16 protein-coding genes are annotated in these 19,525 nt (G+C 68.0%); 10 read left to right on the top strand and 6 right to left on the bottom strand.

What is annotated here, in order from left to right:
- Window positions 1–83 precede the first annotated feature (83 nt).
- Complete coding sequence (locus ACVWZN_RS12225; RefSeq protein ID WP_027083727.1) at window positions 84–1,112, top strand: LysR family transcriptional regulator; 1,029 nt, start codon at window positions 84–86, stop codon at window positions 1,110–1,112.
- Window positions 1,113–1,128: 16 nt separating this feature from the next.
- Here ACVWZN_RS12225 and ACVWZN_RS12230 read toward each other — a convergent pair whose 3' ends face one another.
- The 3 genes from ACVWZN_RS12230 to ACVWZN_RS12240 all read right to left on the bottom strand — a co-directional run bounded on the left by ACVWZN_RS12230 (window position 1,129) and on the right by ACVWZN_RS12240 (window position 5,287).
- The gene (locus ACVWZN_RS12230; protein ID WP_456954050.1) at window positions 1,129–2,958 is read right to left on the bottom strand and encodes a putative bifunctional diguanylate cyclase/phosphodiesterase; all 1,830 of its coding nucleotides are present in this window, start codon (window positions 2,956–2,958) and stop codon (window positions 1,129–1,131) included.
- Between the two features lie 89 nt (window positions 2,959–3,047).
- A complete protein-coding gene (locus tag ACVWZN_RS12235; protein WP_027083726.1) occupies window positions 3,048–3,758 on the bottom strand; it encodes a response regulator in 711 nt (236 codons plus the stop codon).
- Window positions 3,755–5,287 carry a sensor histidine kinase gene (locus ACVWZN_RS12240; RefSeq protein ID WP_456954051.1) on the bottom strand — a complete coding sequence of 511 codons (1,533 nt, stop codon included), beginning with the start codon at window positions 5,285–5,287 and terminating at the stop codon, window positions 3,755–3,757. The genes ACVWZN_RS12235 and ACVWZN_RS12240 overlap by 4 nt, the downstream gene beginning before the upstream one ends.
- Before the next feature lie 232 nt (window positions 5,288–5,519).
- On the opposite strand from ACVWZN_RS12240, the gene ACVWZN_RS12245 reads away from it, so the two are divergent.
- The 7 genes from ACVWZN_RS12245 to ACVWZN_RS12275 all read left to right on the top strand — a co-directional run bounded on the left by ACVWZN_RS12245 (window position 5,520) and on the right by ACVWZN_RS12275 (window position 14,725).
- Window positions 5,520–7,007 (top strand): ATPase domain-containing protein, encoded by a 1,488-nt coding sequence (locus ACVWZN_RS12245; RefSeq protein WP_456954052.1) that lies wholly within the window; start codon window positions 5,520–5,522, stop codon window positions 7,005–7,007.
- Window positions 7,008–7,009: 2 nt separating this feature from the next.
- The gene (locus ACVWZN_RS12250) at window positions 7,010–8,614 is read left to right on the top strand and encodes a hybrid sensor histidine kinase/response regulator (protein ID WP_456954053.1); all 1,605 of its coding nucleotides are present in this window, start codon (window positions 7,010–7,012) and stop codon (window positions 8,612–8,614) included.
- 100 nt (window positions 8,615–8,714) lie between these two features.
- The gene (locus ACVWZN_RS12255; protein WP_456954054.1) at window positions 8,715–9,926 is read left to right on the top strand and encodes a sensor histidine kinase; all 1,212 of its coding nucleotides are present in this window, start codon (window positions 8,715–8,717) and stop codon (window positions 9,924–9,926) included.
- Window positions 9,927–10,015: 89 nt separating this feature from the next.
- Window positions 10,016–10,411, top strand: a complete 396-nt coding sequence (locus tag ACVWZN_RS12260; protein ID WP_456954055.1) for a group III truncated hemoglobin — start codon at window positions 10,016–10,018, stop codon at window positions 10,409–10,411.
- A 175-nt stretch (window positions 10,412–10,586) separates the two neighbouring features.
- Window positions 10,587–11,180 carry a carboxypeptidase regulatory-like domain-containing protein gene (locus ACVWZN_RS12265; protein ID WP_456954056.1) on the top strand — a complete coding sequence of 198 codons (594 nt, stop codon included), beginning with the start codon at window positions 10,587–10,589 and terminating at the stop codon, window positions 11,178–11,180.
- 3 nt (window positions 11,181–11,183) lie between these two features.
- Window positions 11,184–13,514 (top strand): putative bifunctional diguanylate cyclase/phosphodiesterase, encoded by a 2,331-nt coding sequence (locus ACVWZN_RS12270; RefSeq protein ID WP_456954057.1) that lies wholly within the window; start codon window positions 11,184–11,186, stop codon window positions 13,512–13,514.
- Entirely contained in the window at window positions 13,511–14,725 is a 1,215-nt protein-coding gene (locus tag ACVWZN_RS12275; protein WP_456954058.1) for a hypothetical protein, read from the top strand. Before ACVWZN_RS12270 ends, ACVWZN_RS12275 begins: the two co-directional genes overlap by 4 nt.
- Window positions 14,726–14,729: 4 nt before the next feature.
- Here ACVWZN_RS12275 and ACVWZN_RS12280 read toward each other — a convergent pair whose 3' ends face one another.
- Genes ACVWZN_RS12280 through ACVWZN_RS12290 form a run of 3 tightly spaced genes read right to left on the bottom strand, consistent with a single transcriptional unit; the run spans window position 14,730 to window position 17,813 of the window.
- Entirely contained in the window at window positions 14,730–15,296 is a 567-nt protein-coding gene (locus ACVWZN_RS12280) for a DUF1003 domain-containing protein (protein WP_456954059.1), read from the bottom strand.
- Between the two features lie 43 nt (window positions 15,297–15,339).
- The gene (locus tag ACVWZN_RS12285) at window positions 15,340–17,079 is read right to left on the bottom strand and encodes a putative ABC exporter domain-containing protein (protein WP_456954060.1); all 1,740 of its coding nucleotides are present in this window, start codon (window positions 17,077–17,079) and stop codon (window positions 15,340–15,342) included.
- The gene (locus tag ACVWZN_RS12290) at window positions 17,076–17,813 is read right to left on the bottom strand and encodes an ABC transporter ATP-binding protein (RefSeq protein ID WP_456954061.1); all 738 of its coding nucleotides are present in this window, start codon (window positions 17,811–17,813) and stop codon (window positions 17,076–17,078) included. Before ACVWZN_RS12290 ends, ACVWZN_RS12285 begins: the two co-directional genes overlap by 4 nt.
- A 149-nt stretch (window positions 17,814–17,962) precedes the next feature.
- On the opposite strand from ACVWZN_RS12290, the gene ACVWZN_RS12295 reads away from it, so the two are divergent.
- On the top strand, window positions 17,963–18,856 hold the full coding sequence (locus ACVWZN_RS12295) for a pirin family protein (protein WP_456954062.1): 894 nt from the start codon (window positions 17,963–17,965) through the stop codon (window positions 18,854–18,856).
- A gap of 130 nt (window positions 18,857–18,986) precedes the next feature.
- Window positions 18,987–19,502, top strand: coding sequence for a c-type cytochrome (locus ACVWZN_RS12300; protein ID WP_456954063.1), 516 nt, complete (start codon window positions 18,987–18,989; stop codon window positions 19,500–19,502).
- Window positions 19,503–19,525 lie beyond the last annotated feature (23 nt).

The raw sequence follows: 19,525 nt of genomic DNA on the forward strand, positions 1-19,525 counted from the left end.
GGGGAATTATTATCCCGGCATCGGGACAGTCTGCCGGGTGGACCCGTGCGATCCTGCGATCCCGGATCCCAAGGAGGCGGCCCATGTCCCGCGACCTCAACGACACCCTGGTCTTCGTGAAGGTGGTCGAGCACGGCAGTTTCATCTCCGCCGCGCGCGCACTGCGCCTGCCCAAGACCACCGTCAGCCGCAAGGTGCAGGACCTCGAGACGCGTCTAGGTGCGCAGCTGCTCCATCGCACCACGCGCAAGCTCGGGCTGACCGAAGCGGGCAACGTCTACTTCGAACATTGCCAGCGCATCTCGCGCGAGCTCGACGAAGCCGAGAGCGCGGTGAGCCAGTTGCAGGGCGGCCCGCGCGGCTGGCTGCGCATCACCGCCCCGTATTCGATCGGCATCGCGTGGATCGCGCCATTGCTCGGCGAGTTCCATGCGCTGCATCCGGAAGTGCGCGTCGAGATGATCCTGACCAACGAGTCGCTGGACCTGATCGACAAGGAGATCGATGTCGCGCTGCGCGTCGGCTCGTTGCCCGATTCGAATCTGATCGCGCGCAAGCTCGCGTCGTTCCGTTCGCAGGTGTACGCGAGCCCCGGCTACATCGAACGCCATGGTGAGCCGCTGCATCCGGACGACCTGCAGCACCATCGCGCGCTGACGTTCTCCAAGTTCCGTCGCAATGGCACGTACGTGTGGCCGTTGTCGGATGGGGAGCGCAGCGTCGAATACCGCGTCGATCCGGTGCTGGTCGCGAACGATCCGGGCTTTCTCACCGGCGCGTTGCTGTGCGGCGAAGGCCTGATGCTGTCGAGCGACGTCACCATCAAGAGCTTCGTCGAGCAGGGCCTGGTGCGCCACGTGCTCGCTGGCTGGACCGGCCCGGAGCACGACTGCAATGCGGTGTTCCCGAAGGGCCGCGTGCAGTCGCCGAAGGTGCGTGCGTTCGTCGACTTCCTCGTCGACCGCCTGACCTTCGACGCCGACTACGTGCAGGCGGTGTGCCCGAACAAGCGCGCGTGTCCGAACATGGTGGACGAAGCGGTCGCGGTGGCGAAGGCGCAGGCGGAAACCGAAAAGGCGATCGCGCGACTCGACGTGTTCGAAGTCACCTGACCGCCACGGCGCATCGCTAGGCGGCGATGCGCTGCATGAATTCGTCGCCGGATTCGGGCTTCGCGAGCAGGAAGCCCTGCACACGGCGGATGCCCATGCCCTGCAGCGTCGACTTCTGGATGTCGGATTCCACGCCTTCGACCACGACATCCAAACCGAGGCTGCATGCGAGCGTCTGGATCGCCTGCAGGATCACGCGCACGGTTTCGTCCGACTCGACGTCGTCGACCATCGTCTTGTCGAGCTTGAGCGCGTCCACCGGGAATCGCTTGAGATACGACAGCGACGAATAACCCGTTCCGAAGTCATCGATGGCAAGACAGACGCCGAGCGCCTTGAGTTGATGCAGGTGATCGAGCGCTTCCTCGGCCTTCGCCATTACCGTGGTTTCGGTGATTTCCAGGCACAGGCTGCCGGGATCGAGCCCGCCGTCCGCAAGCGCGCTGGACACTTGCCGGCTCAGGTCGTCGCCGGAGAACTGCCGCGCCGACAGGTTCACGCGCACTGTGCGCGTCGAGCCATCGGGACGACGCGGCCATTGCGCGGCCGCGCGACAGGCGTGCTGCAACACATGCCGGCCAATCGGTTCGATCAGCCCGGTCGATTCCGCGACCTCGATGAACTCGCCCGCCGCGATCAATCGACCATCGGGATGACGCCAGCGCGCGAGCGCTTCCGCACCGACGACCTCGCCCGTTTCCAGGTCGTACTCGGCCTGGTACGCGACTTCGATGCGGTCTTCGCGCAGTGCTTCGCGCAGGCCGCGCTCGATCGCCAAGCGCTGCATCAGGCTCTGGTGCTGCTCGGGGTCGTACACCTCGACACGATTGCGACCGGCCTGTTTGGCGGCCTTGCTCGCCATGTCGGCGTCGCGCACCCATTCCTCGACACTGAATGACGGCGCCGCACGTGCGAACGCGATGCCGATGCTCGCGCTCGCTTCCCAACTGCGGCCGTCCTGCACGATCGGTTCCGCGATCGCCTGCAGCAATGCATCGGCGCGCGAGGTGACGTGCCATTCGGGGCCCGGCCGCGGCAGCAGCACGCCGAACACGTCACTTTCGAGACGGCCGATGGTCGCGTCGTCCGGCGTGTTCGCGTTGAGCCGCGCGGCAAGTGTTGCGAGCGCGCGATTGCCGCCGGCCTCGCCGAAGAATTCGTTGACCGAATGGAAGCGGTCGACATCGATGAAAAGCAAGGCCGCGCCGCTGCAGTCCCCGCTCTCGTGCAGCCGGCGCAGGCGCTGGTGCAGCATGCCGAGGAACAGCGCGCGATTGGCGACGCCGCTGGTGTCGTCGTACATCTGCAGGTATTCGAGTCGCGCTTCCGCTTCGCGTCGACGCTCGCGTTCGATGGCCACGCCGAGCACGTCGGCGAAGTGACGCGCGGTGGCGCGTTCGTCCGCATGCCAGGACCGCGTCGTATCCGACTCGAACACCATGCGGCCCCACGACACGCCGCCGACGATCACCGGCACATCGAGCAGAGCGAGCGTGCCCAGCTGTGCGAGTTCGCCGGCCCAGCCAGGCACGTCGCCGCTCAACTGTTCGTACGCGGCCATGCGTTCGGCGGCGGACGGCGTGGCTTCGCGGCGACCGAGCCCGACATGCGTGGACGCCGGCGGCCAGATCGATTTGCACTCCAGCCGATCGCCGTCGGTGCGTTCCCACAGGCTCACGCGCGACAGGCCGAGCGCATCGAGCGCAGCGGGTGCGAGCGTCGCGAATGCCCATTGCGTGCTGTCGCCCGACCGCAGGATTTCCGCCGCGGCGCGCACCAATGCGACGGTATGGCGGCGCAACCGCGCGGCGCGGGTGCGCGGAATGATGTCCGACGGCTGGCTCATGGCGACCTCCGGGTACAACGTCCGTGTTCATGGAAGCCTACGCCGCGCAGTGATCGACGACGCTCCGTCGGTCGCGCGGGCGGGTGACGCTACTGCGGAATGAAACGCAGGCCGACGCGCGGTTCGGTGGCGATCCAGCGCGGCGCCATCGCGTCGTCGCCCAGCTTGTTGCGCAGGCGGCCGGCGAGGATGCGCAGGTAGTGCGTGTCGTTTTCGTAGGTCGGCCCCCACAGCTCGCGCAGCAGCTGTTTCTGGGTGACCACGCGTCCGGCATGCTGGATCAGCATGGCCAGCAATGCGTATTCCTTGCGCGTCAGTTGCACGGGCACGCCGCCAACGGCGACGAGTCGACGTGAGATATCGACGCGCAGCAATCCATCGTCGAACACCTGCGGTTGCGGCGATTCGCGACGTGGCGTGCGAAGCAGCGCACGGATGCGCGCAAGCAGTTCCTGCACGCCGAACGGTTTGGTGACGTAGTCGTTTGCGCCGGCATCGAGTGCGCCGACCTTCGCGACTTCATCGTCGGTGACGCTGAGCACGATCACCGGCACGTCGGACCACTGCCGCAACTCCTCGATCAGGTCGCGACCGTTCGAATCGGGCAGGTGCAGGTCGATCATCACCAGGTCCGCGCCTTCCAGCGCGAGGCTTTCCAGGCCCTGCCGCCCGCGATCGGCCAGCGCGACGTTGTAGCCGTGGGCACGCAGGCTGATGTCGAGGAACTTGCGCATCTGCGGCTCGTCCTCGACCACGAGGATCCGCGCAGGCGCACTGACGGCGACGGCCGACGCACTCACGTGCAGGGCTCGCATCCGACCGGCGCGACCGGAAGCACGAGGCGCATGCGCGTGCCGGCGCCATCGCGGCCCGCATGCGCGCTGACTTCGCCACCGTGCGCGCGCACGATGCTCTGGCTGATCGCAAGACCGAGGCCGGTGCCGGCGCGCGCGGGGTCGCCACGGTCGGCGGAATAGAACATGTCGAACACGCGTTCGCGCTCGGCATGCGGAATGCCGGGGCCGACGTCGAGCACGTCGATCACCACCGATTCGGATTCATCGACCGACGCACGCACCGCGACCGCATCGCCATCCGGCGAGAACTTCGACGCGTTGTGCAGCACGTTGAAGATGGCCTGCTCGATCAGCGCGGCATGCACGCGGATCGGCGGCACGTTCGCGTCGATGCGCACGTCCAGCTTCACGTCCGGGTCGTAGCGACGCAGGCGCGCGGCGGCGGATGCGATCAGCTCGTCCATGGTCGTGGCTTCCACGTCCATCGACAGCTGTCCGTCGCCGATGCGGGTGACGTCGACCAAGTTCTGGATGTAGCGATCGAGGCGGCGACCTTCCACTTCGATGGTCGACAGCAGTTCGCTGCGGTCGTCCGAATCCAGCGATGCGCCGAACGAACGCAGGCTTTCCGCCGCGCCCATGATCGTGGTCAGCGGCGTGCGCAGGTCGTGCGATACCGATGCAAGCAGCGCGGTGCACAGGCGCTCGGATTCGTTGGCGACGCGTTCCTGCTGCAACTCGCCGGTCAGGCGCGCGCGCACCACCGAATGCGCGATGTCGGAGCTCAGCGACAGCGCGAGTTCTTCTTCGGCCGCGGTGTGGTGCGGGCCGCGCTGTACCCCGACGGCGCCCAAGCGCGAATCCACGCCGTTGAGCGGAATCCACAACCAGTCGCCCTGCTGCACGTGGCCATCGGCGAGAGCGGGCGGGCGCGGCACGTCGGTGGCGTCGCCGGAATAGAAGGCGCGCTCACCGAGCCACAGCACCGCGCGACGGCGCAGCGATGTTTCGACGAAGGCCAACGCGGCACGCACCACGCCGCTTTCGTCCGGCGCCTCGGCCAGGCGCTCGGCCAGCTCACGCCGGATCGAGCCATGCGCCTGGCGCACCGTGAGCGATTTCACCAGGCGTCGCTGGCCGGCGGCGATCCATGCGACCAGGCCGGCCGAACCGACGAATGCCGCGAGCACCACGACGTCGTTGCTCGAAAACAGCGGCATCGCGAGCGGGTCGTGCGACATCTTCACGCGATACATCACGAAGCTCAGCAGCGCGGCGACGAGCGCGTGCACCGCGGAGCCCGACGTGCCGATCAACGCGATGCCGACGAGGAACAACGCGGTCACCGCATCGCGCAGCAAACCATCCGCCGACGCCATCGACGCCAGCGCATACGCGGTGAGCGGCGCGGCGATGGTCGCGAGCCAGAGAAGGGGCAACGGAGCACGCGCCAGGCCACCGGCGGCGTCGCTCGCATTCGACATGCGCATGTGCACGGCGCCGGGGAAACGAAGGAAAGCGAGATTTTTCATGGCACCTCGCATCCTCGCAATACGTGAAGAAAATGTTACGGCGAATTTACGGAAAACACGGGTTTCAGGCTTTAGCCGTTACGGAAGCGCTCCGCATACTGGGCCGCCCCGTCTCTCCAGTCCGCGTGCACGGCAACGCCGATCGCCGCCGATGGATCCGAATCTTCCCAAGCGACTGTGCAGACGGGGTCACGGCTGCTTGGTCCTCCATGACCAAAGGCCTAACCGAATGATGAAGACGTCCCCGCTGCAACCCACCATCAGCTCCGGCGTGCCGGGCCTGGATCCCATCCTGGCCGGCGGTTTCACCTGCAATCGCCTGTATCTGGTCGAGGGCGTGCCCGGCGCCGGCAAGACCACGCTCGCGATGCAGTTCCTGCGCGAAGGCGTGGCGCGCGGCGAGAAGGTGCTTTACGTCACCTTGTCGGAAACGCTCGACGAACTGCGGGAGATGGCCGATTCGCACGGGTGGTCACTCGACGGCATCGAGATCTTCGAGCTTCTCGAGAACAACGAACATCTTGATGGCGACGCGCCGTACACGATGTTCCACCCGTCGGAAATCGAACTCGCCGAGACCACGCAGCGCGTGCTCGACAAAGTGCGCGCGACGCAGCCGCAACGGCTGGTGTTCGACTCGCTGGCCGAGCTGCGGCTGCTGTCGGGTTCCGCACTGCGCTACCGCCGCCACGTGCTGTCGCTGAAGCAGGCGTTGGCGGGACAACAGTGCACGACGCTGCTGCTCGACCACGCCGGCACCGACCAGCAGGGCCTTGAGGTGCACACGATCGTGCACGGCGTCATCCACCTGGCGTCGGCTGCATCGCAGTTCGGTGGCGACCGGCATCGTCTGCGCGTGAGCAAGTACCGCGGGCGACGCATCGTCGGCGGCTATCACGACTACCGCATCACCACCGGCGGCCTGCGCGTGTTCCCGCGCCTGATCGCCTCGCAGTTCCGCCGCGACCGCGTCAAGGAAACCGTATCGACGGGTTCGGCGCCGCTGGACGCACTGCTCGGCGGCGGCATCGATCGCGGCACCAGCACGCTGCTGGTCGGCGCATCGGGCACCGGCAAATCGTCGCTGTCGATCCTCATCGCGGAAACCGCTGCGGATCGCGGCGAGCGCTCGGCGGTGTTCGCATTCGAGGAGAGCCTCGCATCGCTGCTCACGCGAGCGGACGGGCTCGGCATGGCGCTGGAGCCCTACGTCGCTGACGGGACGGTGCACGTGCAGGCGGTCGACCCTGCCGAATTTTCGCCCGGCGAATTCGCCCAACTCGTTCGCGAAGCGGTCGAAGTGCGCGGTTCGCGCGTCATCGTCATCGACAGCCTCAACGGCTATCTCAATGCGATGCCGGAAGAAGAGCACATGATGCTGCAGCTGCACGAGCTGCTGGCCTACCTCGCGTCGATGGACGTGCTGACCGTGCTGGTGAGCGCGCAGCTCGGCCTGATCGGCACGATGACCAGCAGCGTCGACGTGAGCTATCTCGCCGACTCCGTGGTGCTGCTGCGCTATTTCGAGAACGCCGGTGAAGTGAACCAGGCGATCTCGGTGCTCAAGAAGCGCACCGGCAGCCACGAACGCACGATCCGCCCGATGGAACTCACTTCCAACGGCTTCGTCATCGGCGAGCCGCTGCGCGATTTCCGTGGCGTGCTCACCGGCGTGCCGCAGGAGCGTAAGCCGCCGGCCGGGGACGGGACGGCCAGCTGAGCATGGAGCGCGGACCCATCCCCGGGCTGCACATCAGCCTGTTGTTGCCGACCCCGCGCGACACCGCGCTGACGGCGCGCATCCTCAACAGCGCCGGCATCGCGACGCGGCGTTGCAGCGGCATCGAGGATCTCGATCCGCCGTCGCTGCTGCGTTCCGGCGCGATCATGATCGGCGAGGAATGGCTGGCGATGGGCGCGATGCACGCGCTGCGCCATGCGATCGAGACGCAGCCGTCGTGGTCGGACCTGCCGGTGCTCGTCGTTGCGCGCGCCAGCATCGATTCGGACCAGATCGGCATGTTGCTCGAACAGCTCGGCAACGCGACGCTGCTCGATCGCCCGTTGCGCATCGCCGCGCTCACCAGCGCCGCGCGCGCCGCATTGCGTGCACGCGAACGCCAGTACCAGATCCGCTCGCAGCTCGATGCGCTCGAACGCGCGAGCACCGAGCTCGCCGTCGCCGCCGAACGCAAGGACGAGTTCCTCGCGATGCTCGGCCACGAACTGCGCAACCCGCTCGCGCCGATCCGCAACGCGGTGCACATGCTGCGCCAGCTCGGCCTCGGCGGCCCCACCGAACGCCAGTTGCTCGACACCATGCAACGCCAGACCGACCACATGGTCCGCCTGGTCGAAGACCTCATCGACGTCGCGCGCCTCACGCGCGGCACCATGGAGCTGCGCCGCGAGCGCGTCCGGGTGCAGGAACTCATCGACGCCGCGATGGCACTGAGCCGCCCGCTGTTCGAGCGCGCCGGCCACGATGTGCGCGTCAACACCGAAGCGAATGATCTGATCGTCGACGCCGACCCCGTGCGCATGGCGCAGGTGTTCAGCAACCTGCTCAACAACGCCGCGAAGTATTCCGGCCCGCGCGGCCACATCGACATCCGCATCGCACGCGACGACGACGAAGCGCTGATCGCGATCGGCGATCACGGCATCGGCATCGAACCCGACGTGCTGCCCTACGTGTTCGATCCCTTCGTGCAGGGCAAGCGCAATCCCAGCGAATCCAACGACGGCCTCGGCATCGGCCTGGCGCTGGTCAAGCGCCTGGTCGAGCTGCACGGCGGCCGCGTGACCGCGAGCAGCGACGGCGCGGGTCACGGCTCCACCTTCGAAATCCGCCTGCCGCTCGCCCCCGCGGCGGCCGACGACGCCACACCCGAGGCCACGCCCATGTCCCTGCCCCAACACGAACCGTTTTCGCGCGGCCTGCGCGTGCTCGTCGTCGACGACAACCGCGATTCGGCCGACACGCTCGGCATGCTGCTGCAGACACTGGATATCCAGAACCGCGTCGTGTTCAGCGGCCCCGAAGCGCTGGAAGCCTTCGATATCTACCGGCCGACGGCGGTGTTCCTCGACATCGGCATGCCCGGCATGGACGGCTACGAAGTCGCCCGCCGCATCCGCGAACATCCGGCCGGCGAGCAGGTCGGGCTGGTCGCGCTCACCGGCTGGAGCCAGGAGCAGGACAAGGCGCGCACGCGCGAGGCCGGCTTCGATTTCCACATGACCAAGCCGGCGGATTTCGCCGAGCTGCAGCGCATCCTGCAATTGATGTCGACCGCGGCCGACGTCGGCTTCGCCTGGCAATGACGGCACTGAATGCATGGCATCGCCCTCACGGATGCGCGACGCGTCGCTTCGTATATCGAAGCGTCCGTTCGATGAGAACGGCGGAAACGAGCAGGGCGGCATGAATTACGATTTTCCGCTGGTGGGGATCGTCCAGCGACTCGCGGGCTGCATCGACGCCCAAAGCATCGTGTCGATCCTCGCGCGCTCCACGCGCGACCTGATCGGCTCGGATGGCGTCACCGTGGTCATGCGCGACGGCAGCCGCTGCCGCTACCTCGAGGAAGACGCGATCGGCGCGCTGTGGAAGGGTCAGGATTTCGCACTGGATTCCTGCATTTCCGGCTGGTGCATCACCGCCGGCGAATCGGTGGTCATTCCCGATATTCGGCAGGATTCACGCATCCCACTCGCGTTGTACGAAGCCACGTTCGTGCAGGCCATGGCGATGGCGCCGATCTCGCGCGACAAGCCGCTGGGCGCGCTCGGCGTGTACTGGTCGACGCAGCACGAGGCGACCGAACTCGAAATGGCCGCGCTGCGCGCACTCGCCGATTCCGCCGCGCTCGCGCTTTCGAACGTACGCCTGCTGGAGCAACTGCGCCGCGACAACGAGCGCAAGGACGCGTTTCTGTCGAGCCTCGCACATGAACTCGGCGAAACGCTGGGACCGATGCGCACCTCGCTGCACCTGCGCAAGGATGCACGCGACATGGCGGTGCAGGCGCGGCTCAACGAAGTCTTCGTCGAACAACTCGCGCGCCAGGCGCGGCTGATCGAGAACCTGGTCGACGGCAGCCAGCTGCTTACCGGCCAGGCGCGCCTGCATCCGCGTTTGCTCGACCTGCGCGAGATCGTCAGCCACGTCGTGCATAACCGCACGCCGCGCGCATCGCATGCCGAGCTCGACGTGCACGTGCAGATGCCCGGCGCGGCGGTGGACGTCTGGGGCGAGGAACGCCGCATCCAACAGGCGCTCGGCCACGTGCTCGACAACAGCATTCGCTGCACGCCGCCGGAAGGCCGCGTCGACGTGATGCTGGAAATGCGCGACGACTGCGCATGGCTGACGGTGCGCGACACTGGTATCGGCATCGCCGCCGACACCCTGCCGCACCTGTTCGAACCCTTCTACAAACCCGTGCACGAACCCGCGCGCAGCGTCGCCGGCCTGGGCCTCGGCCTGAGCATGGTCGCCAGCATCCTGCAGCTGCACGGCGGCGACGTGCGCGTCGACAGCCGGGGCGTCGGCCACGGCACCGATGTCGTCATGCGGTTTCCGCTGGGTTGCGTGTCGGCGCCGACGCGGGAGTCGGCGTTTTCGGTGTCGTAAGCGATCGCTGCGACTGCCGCTTTGACGCGCAGCAAGGCGCGATGCAGCCGTTACGCGCGACACTGCTCGCATTCCGCAATCGCACCGCCATGACCGACACCCCGCTTACCGAAGCCGACATCGCGCGTCTGGTCGATCGTTTCTACGAACGCGTGCAGGCACATCCGACGCTGGGGCCGGTGTTCGCGCCGGCGGTCGGCGACTGGGTGGCGCACAAGGCGACGCTGGTGGACTTCTGGTCGTCGATCGAACTCAAGACCGGGCGTTATCGCGGACGGCCGATGGCGGTGCATCGTCCGCATCCGATCCAGGCCGCGCACTTCGCCGACTGGCTGGCGTTGTGGGAAACCACTGCGCGCGAGGAGCTCACGCCGGCCCAAGCCGAACGGTTCATCGAGCACGCGCAGCGCATCGCGCGGTCGTTGATGTACGGGCTGGGGCTGGATGCGGACCGGCGTCCGCTGGGGTTGCCGCTGCTGGGCTGACGGCGGTCAAGCTTTCGGCGCCGCGGTCGATACCGAACGATGGAGCACCTTCGGCGCCAGTGCCGCGGGTGTAGGCTGGATGCGGGCCACGGCCCGACGTGACGCCGAAGGGGACGGCATGCGGATACGCACAGGATTCGGGGCGCTCATCGCGCTGCTCGCTTGCGGGCAGGCGATGGCCGCGCAACTAACGGTCGACATCACCGATCACCAGGGCAAGCCCATAGGCGATGCGGTGGTCACGCTGCTGCGTCGCGATGGCAGCGGACCGAAGCCCGGCACTGCGACGATGCATGCGATCGACCAGAAGGACCTGATGTTCCGGCCTTACGTCGAGGTCGCGCGGCCCGGCGATTCGGTGGTGTTCCGCAACAGCGACACCACGCGCCACCACGTCTATTCGTTCTCGCCGGTGAAGCAGTTCGAGTACGTGATCGCGCCGCACGACGCCGCGCCGGCAGTGAAGCTGCCGCGCGCCGGCGTGGTGGCGGTGGGCTGCAACATCCACGACGGCATGATCGCCTATCTCTACGTCACCGATGCGCCGTGGACTGCGCGCACCGATGCACGCGGCCACGTCGCGTTCGATGACCTGCCCGCCGGCGCGTACGACGTGCGCGTCTGGCATCCCCGCCTGCCGCCCGCGAAACCCGACCTCGTGCAGGACGGCGTGGTGCTCGGCGCGACCGACAGCCGCCGCGTGCCGTTCGCGCTGACGCTGCTGCCCGACCTGCGCTACCAGTTCGACCGCGAGCGCACGCGGTACTGAGCGATGACCTTCCGCACGCGCCTGGCGCTGTTCCTCGTCGCGATCCTGATCGTGGTGCAGGCGCTCACGGCCGGCCTCGTCTACGGCGTGACGCGACACGCGTTGATCGACGAAGGCCGCCGGCAACTCGACGTCGCCGCCGGTGCGTTCGCGCGCCAGCTCGATGATCTGTCGGCGCGCGTCGCGTCGAGCGTGCAGGTGTTGTCGCTGGACTTCGCCCTGCGTTCGGCCATCGCACAGCGCGATCGGGACACTGTGCTGTCCGCATTGCGCAATCACGGCCGCCGCGTCGGCGCGACGCAGATGCTGCTGGTCGGGCTCGACGGCCGCGTCGAAGCCGATACCGCCGGGCGCTTCGCGGAAGGCACCCCGTTCCCGTATGCGGATCTCGTCGAACGCGCGCCGCAGCAGCCCGCATCGGCAGTCGTCGCGTCGAATGGTCGCGCGAGCTGGATGGTGGTGGTGCCGGTGTTCGCACCGGATCTCGTGGGTTTCATCGCCGCGGCGATCCCGGTCGACGACGCACTGCTCGCGCGCCTGCAGGCGCAGTCCGCGTTGCCGAAGGAAGTGGAACTCGCGACGCGCGATGCATCCGGTTGGCATTCGATCGCGCGCGGCACCGGCAAGGGTGCGCTGACGCCGGCGCTCGACGCCTATGGCGCGGCACTGCCGACCACGCCGGAACTCGCGACGCTCGAGGGCCGCGAATATGTCGTGCAGGCAGTGGCACTCGATCATTCGCGCAACAGCGCGCCGGTCGCCGCGGTGCTCGGCTATTCGGTCGACGCCGCGTTGCAGCCGTATCGCGCCGTCGCGATCGCATGGGCCGGACTGCTGGGATTCGGGCTTGCGATCGGCCTGGCCGGCGCATGGCTGATCGCACGCGGCGTGTCGCGGCCGGTCGAACGCCTCGCCGCATCCGCGCGCCGCATTGAAGCGGGTGATTACGCGCCGGTCGACGCACCTGCGCGCGACGACGAGATCGGCGCGCTCGCCGCCGCATTCGATTCGATGACGCAGGCGATCCGCGAACGCGAGGCGCACATCGTTCATCAGGCCACGCACGATCCGGTGACTGGGCTCGCGAATCGGAGTGCGGCGGAAACCGCGATCCAGCGTGCGCTCGATGATGCGAGCGGCGATGCGGCATTGCTGATGGTGGGACTGGAGCGCGCCCCCGCGATCGTCAAGACACTCGGCCATGGCGTCGGCGACCGACTGATGCACGAGGTTGCGCAGCGTCTGCGCGGGCCAGTTGGTGATGGCCTCGTTGCACGCGTCACCGACAGCCAGTTCGCGGTGTTCGTGCCGGGCGCGACACGACAGGACGCGCATTCGCTCGCCCTGCGCCTGATCGACGTGCTGTCCGATCCGTATCGCGAAGCGGAACTGCGGCTCGACCTCGCACCCGCCGTCGGTCTTGCGTTGTCGCCAGTGCACGGGCGCGATGCCGCGACGTTGCTGCGTCGCGCTGATGTCGCGCTGATCGCCGCGCTCGGTGCGGACGAACCGGTGGCGGTATACGACGCCGCCACCGATCCGCATCGTCCGGAACGTCTGTCGCTGATGGGCGATCTGCAACGCGCGCTCGGCGGCGATGCGCTCGCGTTGCACTATCAGCCGAAACTGCATCTCGCGAGCGGCCGCATCGACGGTGCCGAAGGCCTGGTGCGCTGGTCACATCCCGAACGCGGCCCGCTCGCGCCGGACACGTTCGTTGGGCTCGCGGAAGAAACCGGCAACATCCGTCGCCTCACGCGCTGGGTGCTCGATGCCGGCATCGCGCAAGCGAGCCGCTGGCAAGTTGCCGGGCATCCGGTGCGTGTCGCGCTGAACGTGTCGGCGCGCGATCTCGAGGATGCGGAACTGCCGCGTCGGGTCGCGACGTTGCTATCGACGCACGATGTCTCGCCCGAACGTGTCGTGCTGGAGATCACCGAGAGCGCGCTGATGCGCGACCCGGACGCCGCGTTGCCGGTGCTGCATCGCCTCGCCGACCAGGGCATCGCGCTGTCGATCGACGATTTCGGCGTGGGGCAGTCGTCGTTCGCCTATCTGCGGCGGCTTCCGGTGCGCGAACTCAAGATCGATCGCGCGTTCGTCGCGCCGCTGGCGAACTCGCGCGAGGACCGGATGATCGTGCGTTCCATCGTCGAACTCGCGCATGCGCTCGGTTATCACGTCACCGCGGAAGGCGTCGAAGACCCGGCCGCGCTCGACTACCTCACCGGCATCGGCTGCGATCACGCGCAGGGCTTTCTGATCGCGCGACCGATGGAGGCGTCAGCGTTCGATGCGTTCGTCGCGACGCGTGCGAGTGGAGCGACCGCTTGAAGCGCGCCGTCGCGGTGCTGCTGGCGAGCACGCTGAGCGTCGGCGCGAACGCGCAGTCGCTGCAGGTGCACGGCGTCATCGATGCACGCGTCGGTACGACGAACACGAACAGCGCGAGCACGTTCGACGGCGGCCTCGGGAAGGCACGGCTCGGCGCGCACGACGACGCGTTCGACCTGCGCGGTGCGCTGCTCGCGACATGGCAGGTCGCACCAACCGTTCTTGCCTCTGCCGAAGCACGTTACGCGCCGGAATCGCGCAAGCCACTCGACCTGATCGACGCGTGGGTTCGCTGGCGTCCGGTGTCTACCAGTGCATGGCGCGGCTCGGTGAAGGCCGGCATGTTCTTTCCGCCGATCTCGCTGGAGAACGACGCGATCGGTTGGACCAGCCCGTACACGCTGACGCCGTCGGCGATGAATACGTGGGTAGGCGAGGAACTGCGCGTATTCGGCGTCGAAGGACGCATGGAACATCGCAGTGCGCGCGGAACGCTGACGACGAACGTCGCGCTGTTCCAGAAGAACGATCCGGCGGGTGAGCTACTCGCGACGCGCGGCTGGGCGATGCACGACGTCTTTTCCGGCCTCGACGGCAGCCTGCGGGAGCCGGATTCCATCGCGGCGAATGCGTCCGACATTCCGGTGCGTTTCCGCCCGTATCTCGAGATCGACCATCGCATCGGCGCGTACGCATCGATTGACTGGCAGACGCCGGCACAGGACCGCGTCAGCGCGCTGGTCTACGACAACCGCACCGACCCGTCGCGCGAAGTCGATTACGCCGGCCGCGAACTCTACGGCTGGCGCACACGCTTCTGGAGTTTCGGCGCGCAGCATCGATGGAACGACATCGTCGTCATTGCGCAGGCAATGCGCGGCAGCACGATCATCGAGCCGGTGCCGGCGCTGCAGTTCGATACGCGGTTCGCAGCGGGCTACCTGATGGCCGCGCGCGACGTCGGAACATGGCGCCCGGCCGCGCGGCTCGACCTGTTCCAGGCGAAGCAGACGCCCGGCGGTGGGCCGGCTGCGATGGACGAACACGGCCGCGCGATCACGCTCGCGTTGAACTGGCGACCGGACGATCGCTGGCGCGTGACCGGTGAAGTGCTGCAGATCGACAGCGTGCGCAACCAGCGTCGCATCGATGGGCTCGACCCGCGCCAGCGCGAACTGCAGATGCAGGCGAACGTGCGCTGGCTGTTCTAGCCGATCACTCGTTCGCGTTGTCGCGCGCTTCCAGTCGCTGCACGATCGCGCGGATCATCGTCAGCTGTTCGTCCTGTGTCTGCAGCAGCGCGGTGAGTTGCGCATCGCGCATGGCATCGAGTTTCTCGTGTAGCGCCATGATCTCCATCTCGGCCTTGAGGTTGACCTCGTAGTCGTGCGCGGCGTCTAGGCGATCCTTCGCGCCTTGGCGGTTCTGACTCATCATGATCACCGGTGCCTGTATCGCGGCGACCATCGACAGCACCAGGTTGAGGAAGATGAAAGGGTAGGGATCGAACGGATGCCGCAGCAGTTCGGTATTGACCGCCACCCACGCGACCAGCACCAGCGCGAACAGGATGATGAAGGTCCACGAGCCGCCGAACTGCGCGACGCGATCGGCGAGGCGTTCGCCCAGCGTCATGCGGTCGGCGAATGCGTTGTTGGTGTCGGTGCTGACCAGCTTGCGCTCGGCCGCGCGCTCGATCACGCGCCGCTCGCCTTCGTGCAGCTCGGCATAGGCGCGACCGAACCAGCGTCGCGCGGCGGGATCGTGGTCGGAAATCGTCATGACGCAGCTCCGGGAGCGGTGCGCGGACTGTAGCGTTGCGGCGTCAGCGAAGTTCGGTCGACATGTCGAAGTGTTCGATGCGGCGACCGAGCCAGCGCAGCAGCACGGCGGCCTCCGCACCCAGCACCGCAGCCGCGGCGATCGCGCCGACCAGCACCGCGAGCGTCCAACCCGTCAGCAGATGGACGACGAACATCAGTGCACCGGCGACGGCGGCCGCGGGCAGCAGCGACAGCACGAGCACCAGCAGATACACGCCGCCGAAGATCATGCGCTGGCCCATGACGTCGAAGCCACCACCGCGACCGCCGGGCGACCAGCCGGGAAACACGAGCATTCCTGCGAATGGCAGGCACAGCATCACCGCGCACAGCGTCGGCGCGAGCAACAGCGCGGCAACGGTGAGCGATGCGAGCAGTCCCGGCGTCAGCCATTCCATGCCGTGGAATGCGCGCGCTGCGGCGAGCAGCAACAGCCACTGCGCAGGCACGAGCATGGCGATCGGTGCGAGCAGTTGGCCCAGCGCGATCTGCCAGCCGCGTAGTGGTGTGGCACGCAGCACGTCGAGATGGTCGAGCATGCCGCGCAGGCTGCCCTGCACGAACATCGGCCCGACCACGGTGCTCCACGCAGCGACACCGAGGCTCACGATGCCGACGATCTTCAGGAAGGCGACGCCGACTTCGTGCGTCGACAACCACTGCGTGCCGGCCACGATGACGACCGCGGCGATCACCAGCGTGCGCAGGCGCCAGAACGGGCCGGCGGCGATCAGGCCTTTCCACAGGAATGCGATCGGTGCGAAGCCGCGCGGCCCGAGCGCGAACGGCGGCTTGCGTGCACGCGTGGGTGCCGCGCGCAGGCGCGAGCGGCCGTCGCGCATGGCCGACACTTTTTCGGCGCGACGCTGCGCCGACACCATCGTCGCTTCCTCGAACGACACCTGCGAACGCACGACCCAGATGTAGTGCAGCGCGAGCATGAGCAGCGCGCCGGGCAGCGCACGCACGAACGCCATGGTCGACGTCGCCACCATCGGCGCGGTGAGCGCGCGGAACGGCGTGAGGATCCAGAACGCGGGCCCGCTGCCGAGTACCGAACCCACATACGCGGTGACCTCGCGCGGCCCGGCGAGGTTCTGCGGCAGCGGTGCATGCGCGCGTGCCCAGTTGAAACAGATGGCGACGAACGCGACCAGCAAGGCGATCGCGATCAGTCGACGCCAGATCGGCCGCACGCCGAGGTCGAGCAGGCGTTCGCGGGTGAACGATGCGCCGAGGAAATGCAGGCGCGTGGTCGCGACGATCAGCCACAGCGCGGCGGCGTACTGGAATGGATTGACGCCGACCGCGCGACCGCGCTGCAGCAGCAGCGACAGCAGGAACACCGACACGAACAACATCAGCTGCGAGCGGATCACGCTGAAATGGATCAGCCCGGTGCGCGAGATCGGCGCCGGAAACAGGAACGCGGCTTCCGCCTCGTTGAAGCGCAGCGCCGCGCGGTCGCTGGCGAAGATCCACGCGGTCAGCATGAAGATCAGCGTGCCCACTGCCGCTAGCGCACCGAACACCTCGCCGAAGCCGGCCGGCATCATCGTGAAGCGCGCATGCCCGGCGGTCGGTCCGACAAGATGGCGGAACACCACGCCGTAGAAATACGCGACGCCCGCGATCGCGCCGATCAGGTACTTCGGCTGCTTCAAGCGACGGATGCGCTGGCGCACGCGGTTGGCCAGCGACACGCCCTGCATGTACGCCAGCGCGCGGACGACGTCGCTCATGCGCGCGGCGCGACCGGCGCGTCCTCGGTGGCGAGGAAGAACACGTCCTCCAGCGTCGCGCCATCGCCCGCGTACTTCGCGCGGATGTCGGCGACCGGGCCGACCGCCATCGCGCGGCCGTCTTTCAGGATCAGCAACGTCGTGCAGACCTCTTCGACCAGCCCGAGCAGGTGCGAGCTGAGGATGATCGACGCGCCCTGCGCCGCGAGCGTGCGCATCATGTCCTTCATGCGCCGCATGCCGCGAGGGTCGAGGCCGGTCAGCGGTTCGTCGAAGATCACCGCCTTCGGCCCGTGCAGCAGGCCGCAGGCGATCGCCAGCTTCTGCTTCATGCCGCGCGAGAGTTCGGCCGGCAGCAGGTCCTGCTTGTCGGCCATATCGAGATCGGCGAGCAGCGCGTCGCCGCGCGCCTTGTAGTCACCGATGCGGTAGAGCCGCGCAATGAAGGCGAGGTGCTGGGCGACGGTGAGGTATTCGAACAGCCGCGGCTCGTCGGGAATGAAGGCCATCGTGCGCTTGGCGCCGACCGGATCGGTCGCGAGATCGATGCCCCCGAGGCGGATGCTGCCGAGCGTGGCGGGAATGATCCCGGCGACGCAGCGCAGCGTGGTCGTCTTGCCGGCGCCGTTGGGCCCGACCAGGCCCATGACCTCGCCCGGTCGCACCGCAAAGGACAACGTATCGACGGCGGTGAAATCACCGTAGCGCTTGGTGAGTCGCTCGACTTCGATCATGCCCGCTCCCCTTCGGAGCCTGCATTGTGGACTCGCGCCGGGTGCGCGCAACCGCCGGTCGTAATGCCGCACCAGCCCGTTCCATCCATCGGTCTCGCGATGGCGACGCCGCGCGCCTATAACGTCGACGACCGCAACGGAGCGCCGCCATGATCCAGCTCGTGATTCCCGCCCGCCGTCGCGACCTCGGCGGCTTCGAGGTCGGGCGCGTGCTGCCGGCGCCGCTGCACCGCATGGTCGGCCCCTTCATCTTCTTCGACCACATGGGCCCGGCCGACTTCCCGCCCGGCCTGCCACGCAGCGTGGACGTGCGCCCGCATCCGCACATCGGCCTGTCGACGGTCACCTACCTGCTCGACGGCGAGATCATGCATCGCGACAGCGTCGGCTCCGAGCAGGCGATCCGCCCGGGCGAGGTCAACTGGATGACCGCCGGCCGCGGCATCACCCATTCCGAGCGGTTCGAGAAGGCGCGCGCGCAAGGGGATCGGCTCGACGGGCTGCAGGCCTGGGTCGCGCTGCCGGAATCGGCCGAGGAGTCGGATCCTGGCTTCGCCCACTTCGACGCCGCGGCGCTGCCGGCTTTTGCCGACACCGGCGTTCGTGGTCGCCTGATCGCGGGCAACGCGCTGGGGCTGACGGCGCCCGTGTCCGTTGCGTCGCCACTCTTCTATCTGCATCTCGACCTCGACGACGGCGCGCGCTTCGCGCTGCCGGCGGACCATCCGGAGCGCGCGTTCTACGTCGCGCGTGGCGAGGTCGACATCGACGGCCAGCGCTTCGGCGTCGGCCAGATGGCGGTGCTGACACCGGGGCGCTCGTCCGACGTCGTCGCGCGCGGAGCCGCCACCGTGATGGCGCTGGGCGGGGAGCCGGTCGGGCCGCGCTTCATCGAATGGAACTTCGTGTCCTCGCGCAAGGAGCGCATCGAAGAGGCCAAGGCCGACTGGCGTGCCGGCCGCATGAAGCTGCCCGACCTCGACCACGACGAGTTCATCCCCCTGCCCGCGGACCCGCCGCCGCCGGCGAATCCCATGTCCTGAGCCCGAATCGCGGGCCCGTCGCCGCGGGGCCGGTGATAAACTCCCGTGCCCGGTGGCGCCGCTGTGCGTGCGTCCACCGTCCCGACCAAATTCGGCTCCCGCGCGCCCGCACGCGCGCACAAGGTGGATCGTGCGCAATTACGACCTGGTGTTCCTCAAGAAATTCTCGATGGTGATCGGCTTCCTGTTGCTGATCATGCTCAGCCTCATCGGCGCGGCCATGTACATCAACAGCTCGCTGCCGCATGACCGCGATCCGTCGGTCGTGCGCATCACCGAAGACCGCATCGCGCCGATGGGCTCGGTCTACGCGGGCCAGACCGGTGCCGCGCAGCAGGCCGCCGCGGCTGCGGCCGCCGCTGCCGCCGCGTCGTCGCAGGTCGCCTACGGCGGCACCAAGGACGGCTCGGTGATCTTCGGCAACCTGTGCTCGGGCTGCCACGGCTCGGGCGCCGGCGGCGCGCCGACGCTGGACCACGCGCATTGGGACGCGCGCATCGCCAAGGGCAAGGACACGCTGCACAAGCACGCGATCGAAGGTTTCCAGGGCGCGGCGGGCGTGATGCCGGCCAAGGGCGGCAACCCGGCGCTGACCGACGAGCAGGTCATGGCCACCGTCGACTGGATGCTCGGCAACCTCAAGTAAGGCGTTCCGCCTTCCGCCACGAC

Source organism: Lysobacter sp. HA35, from assembly GCF_054061195.1.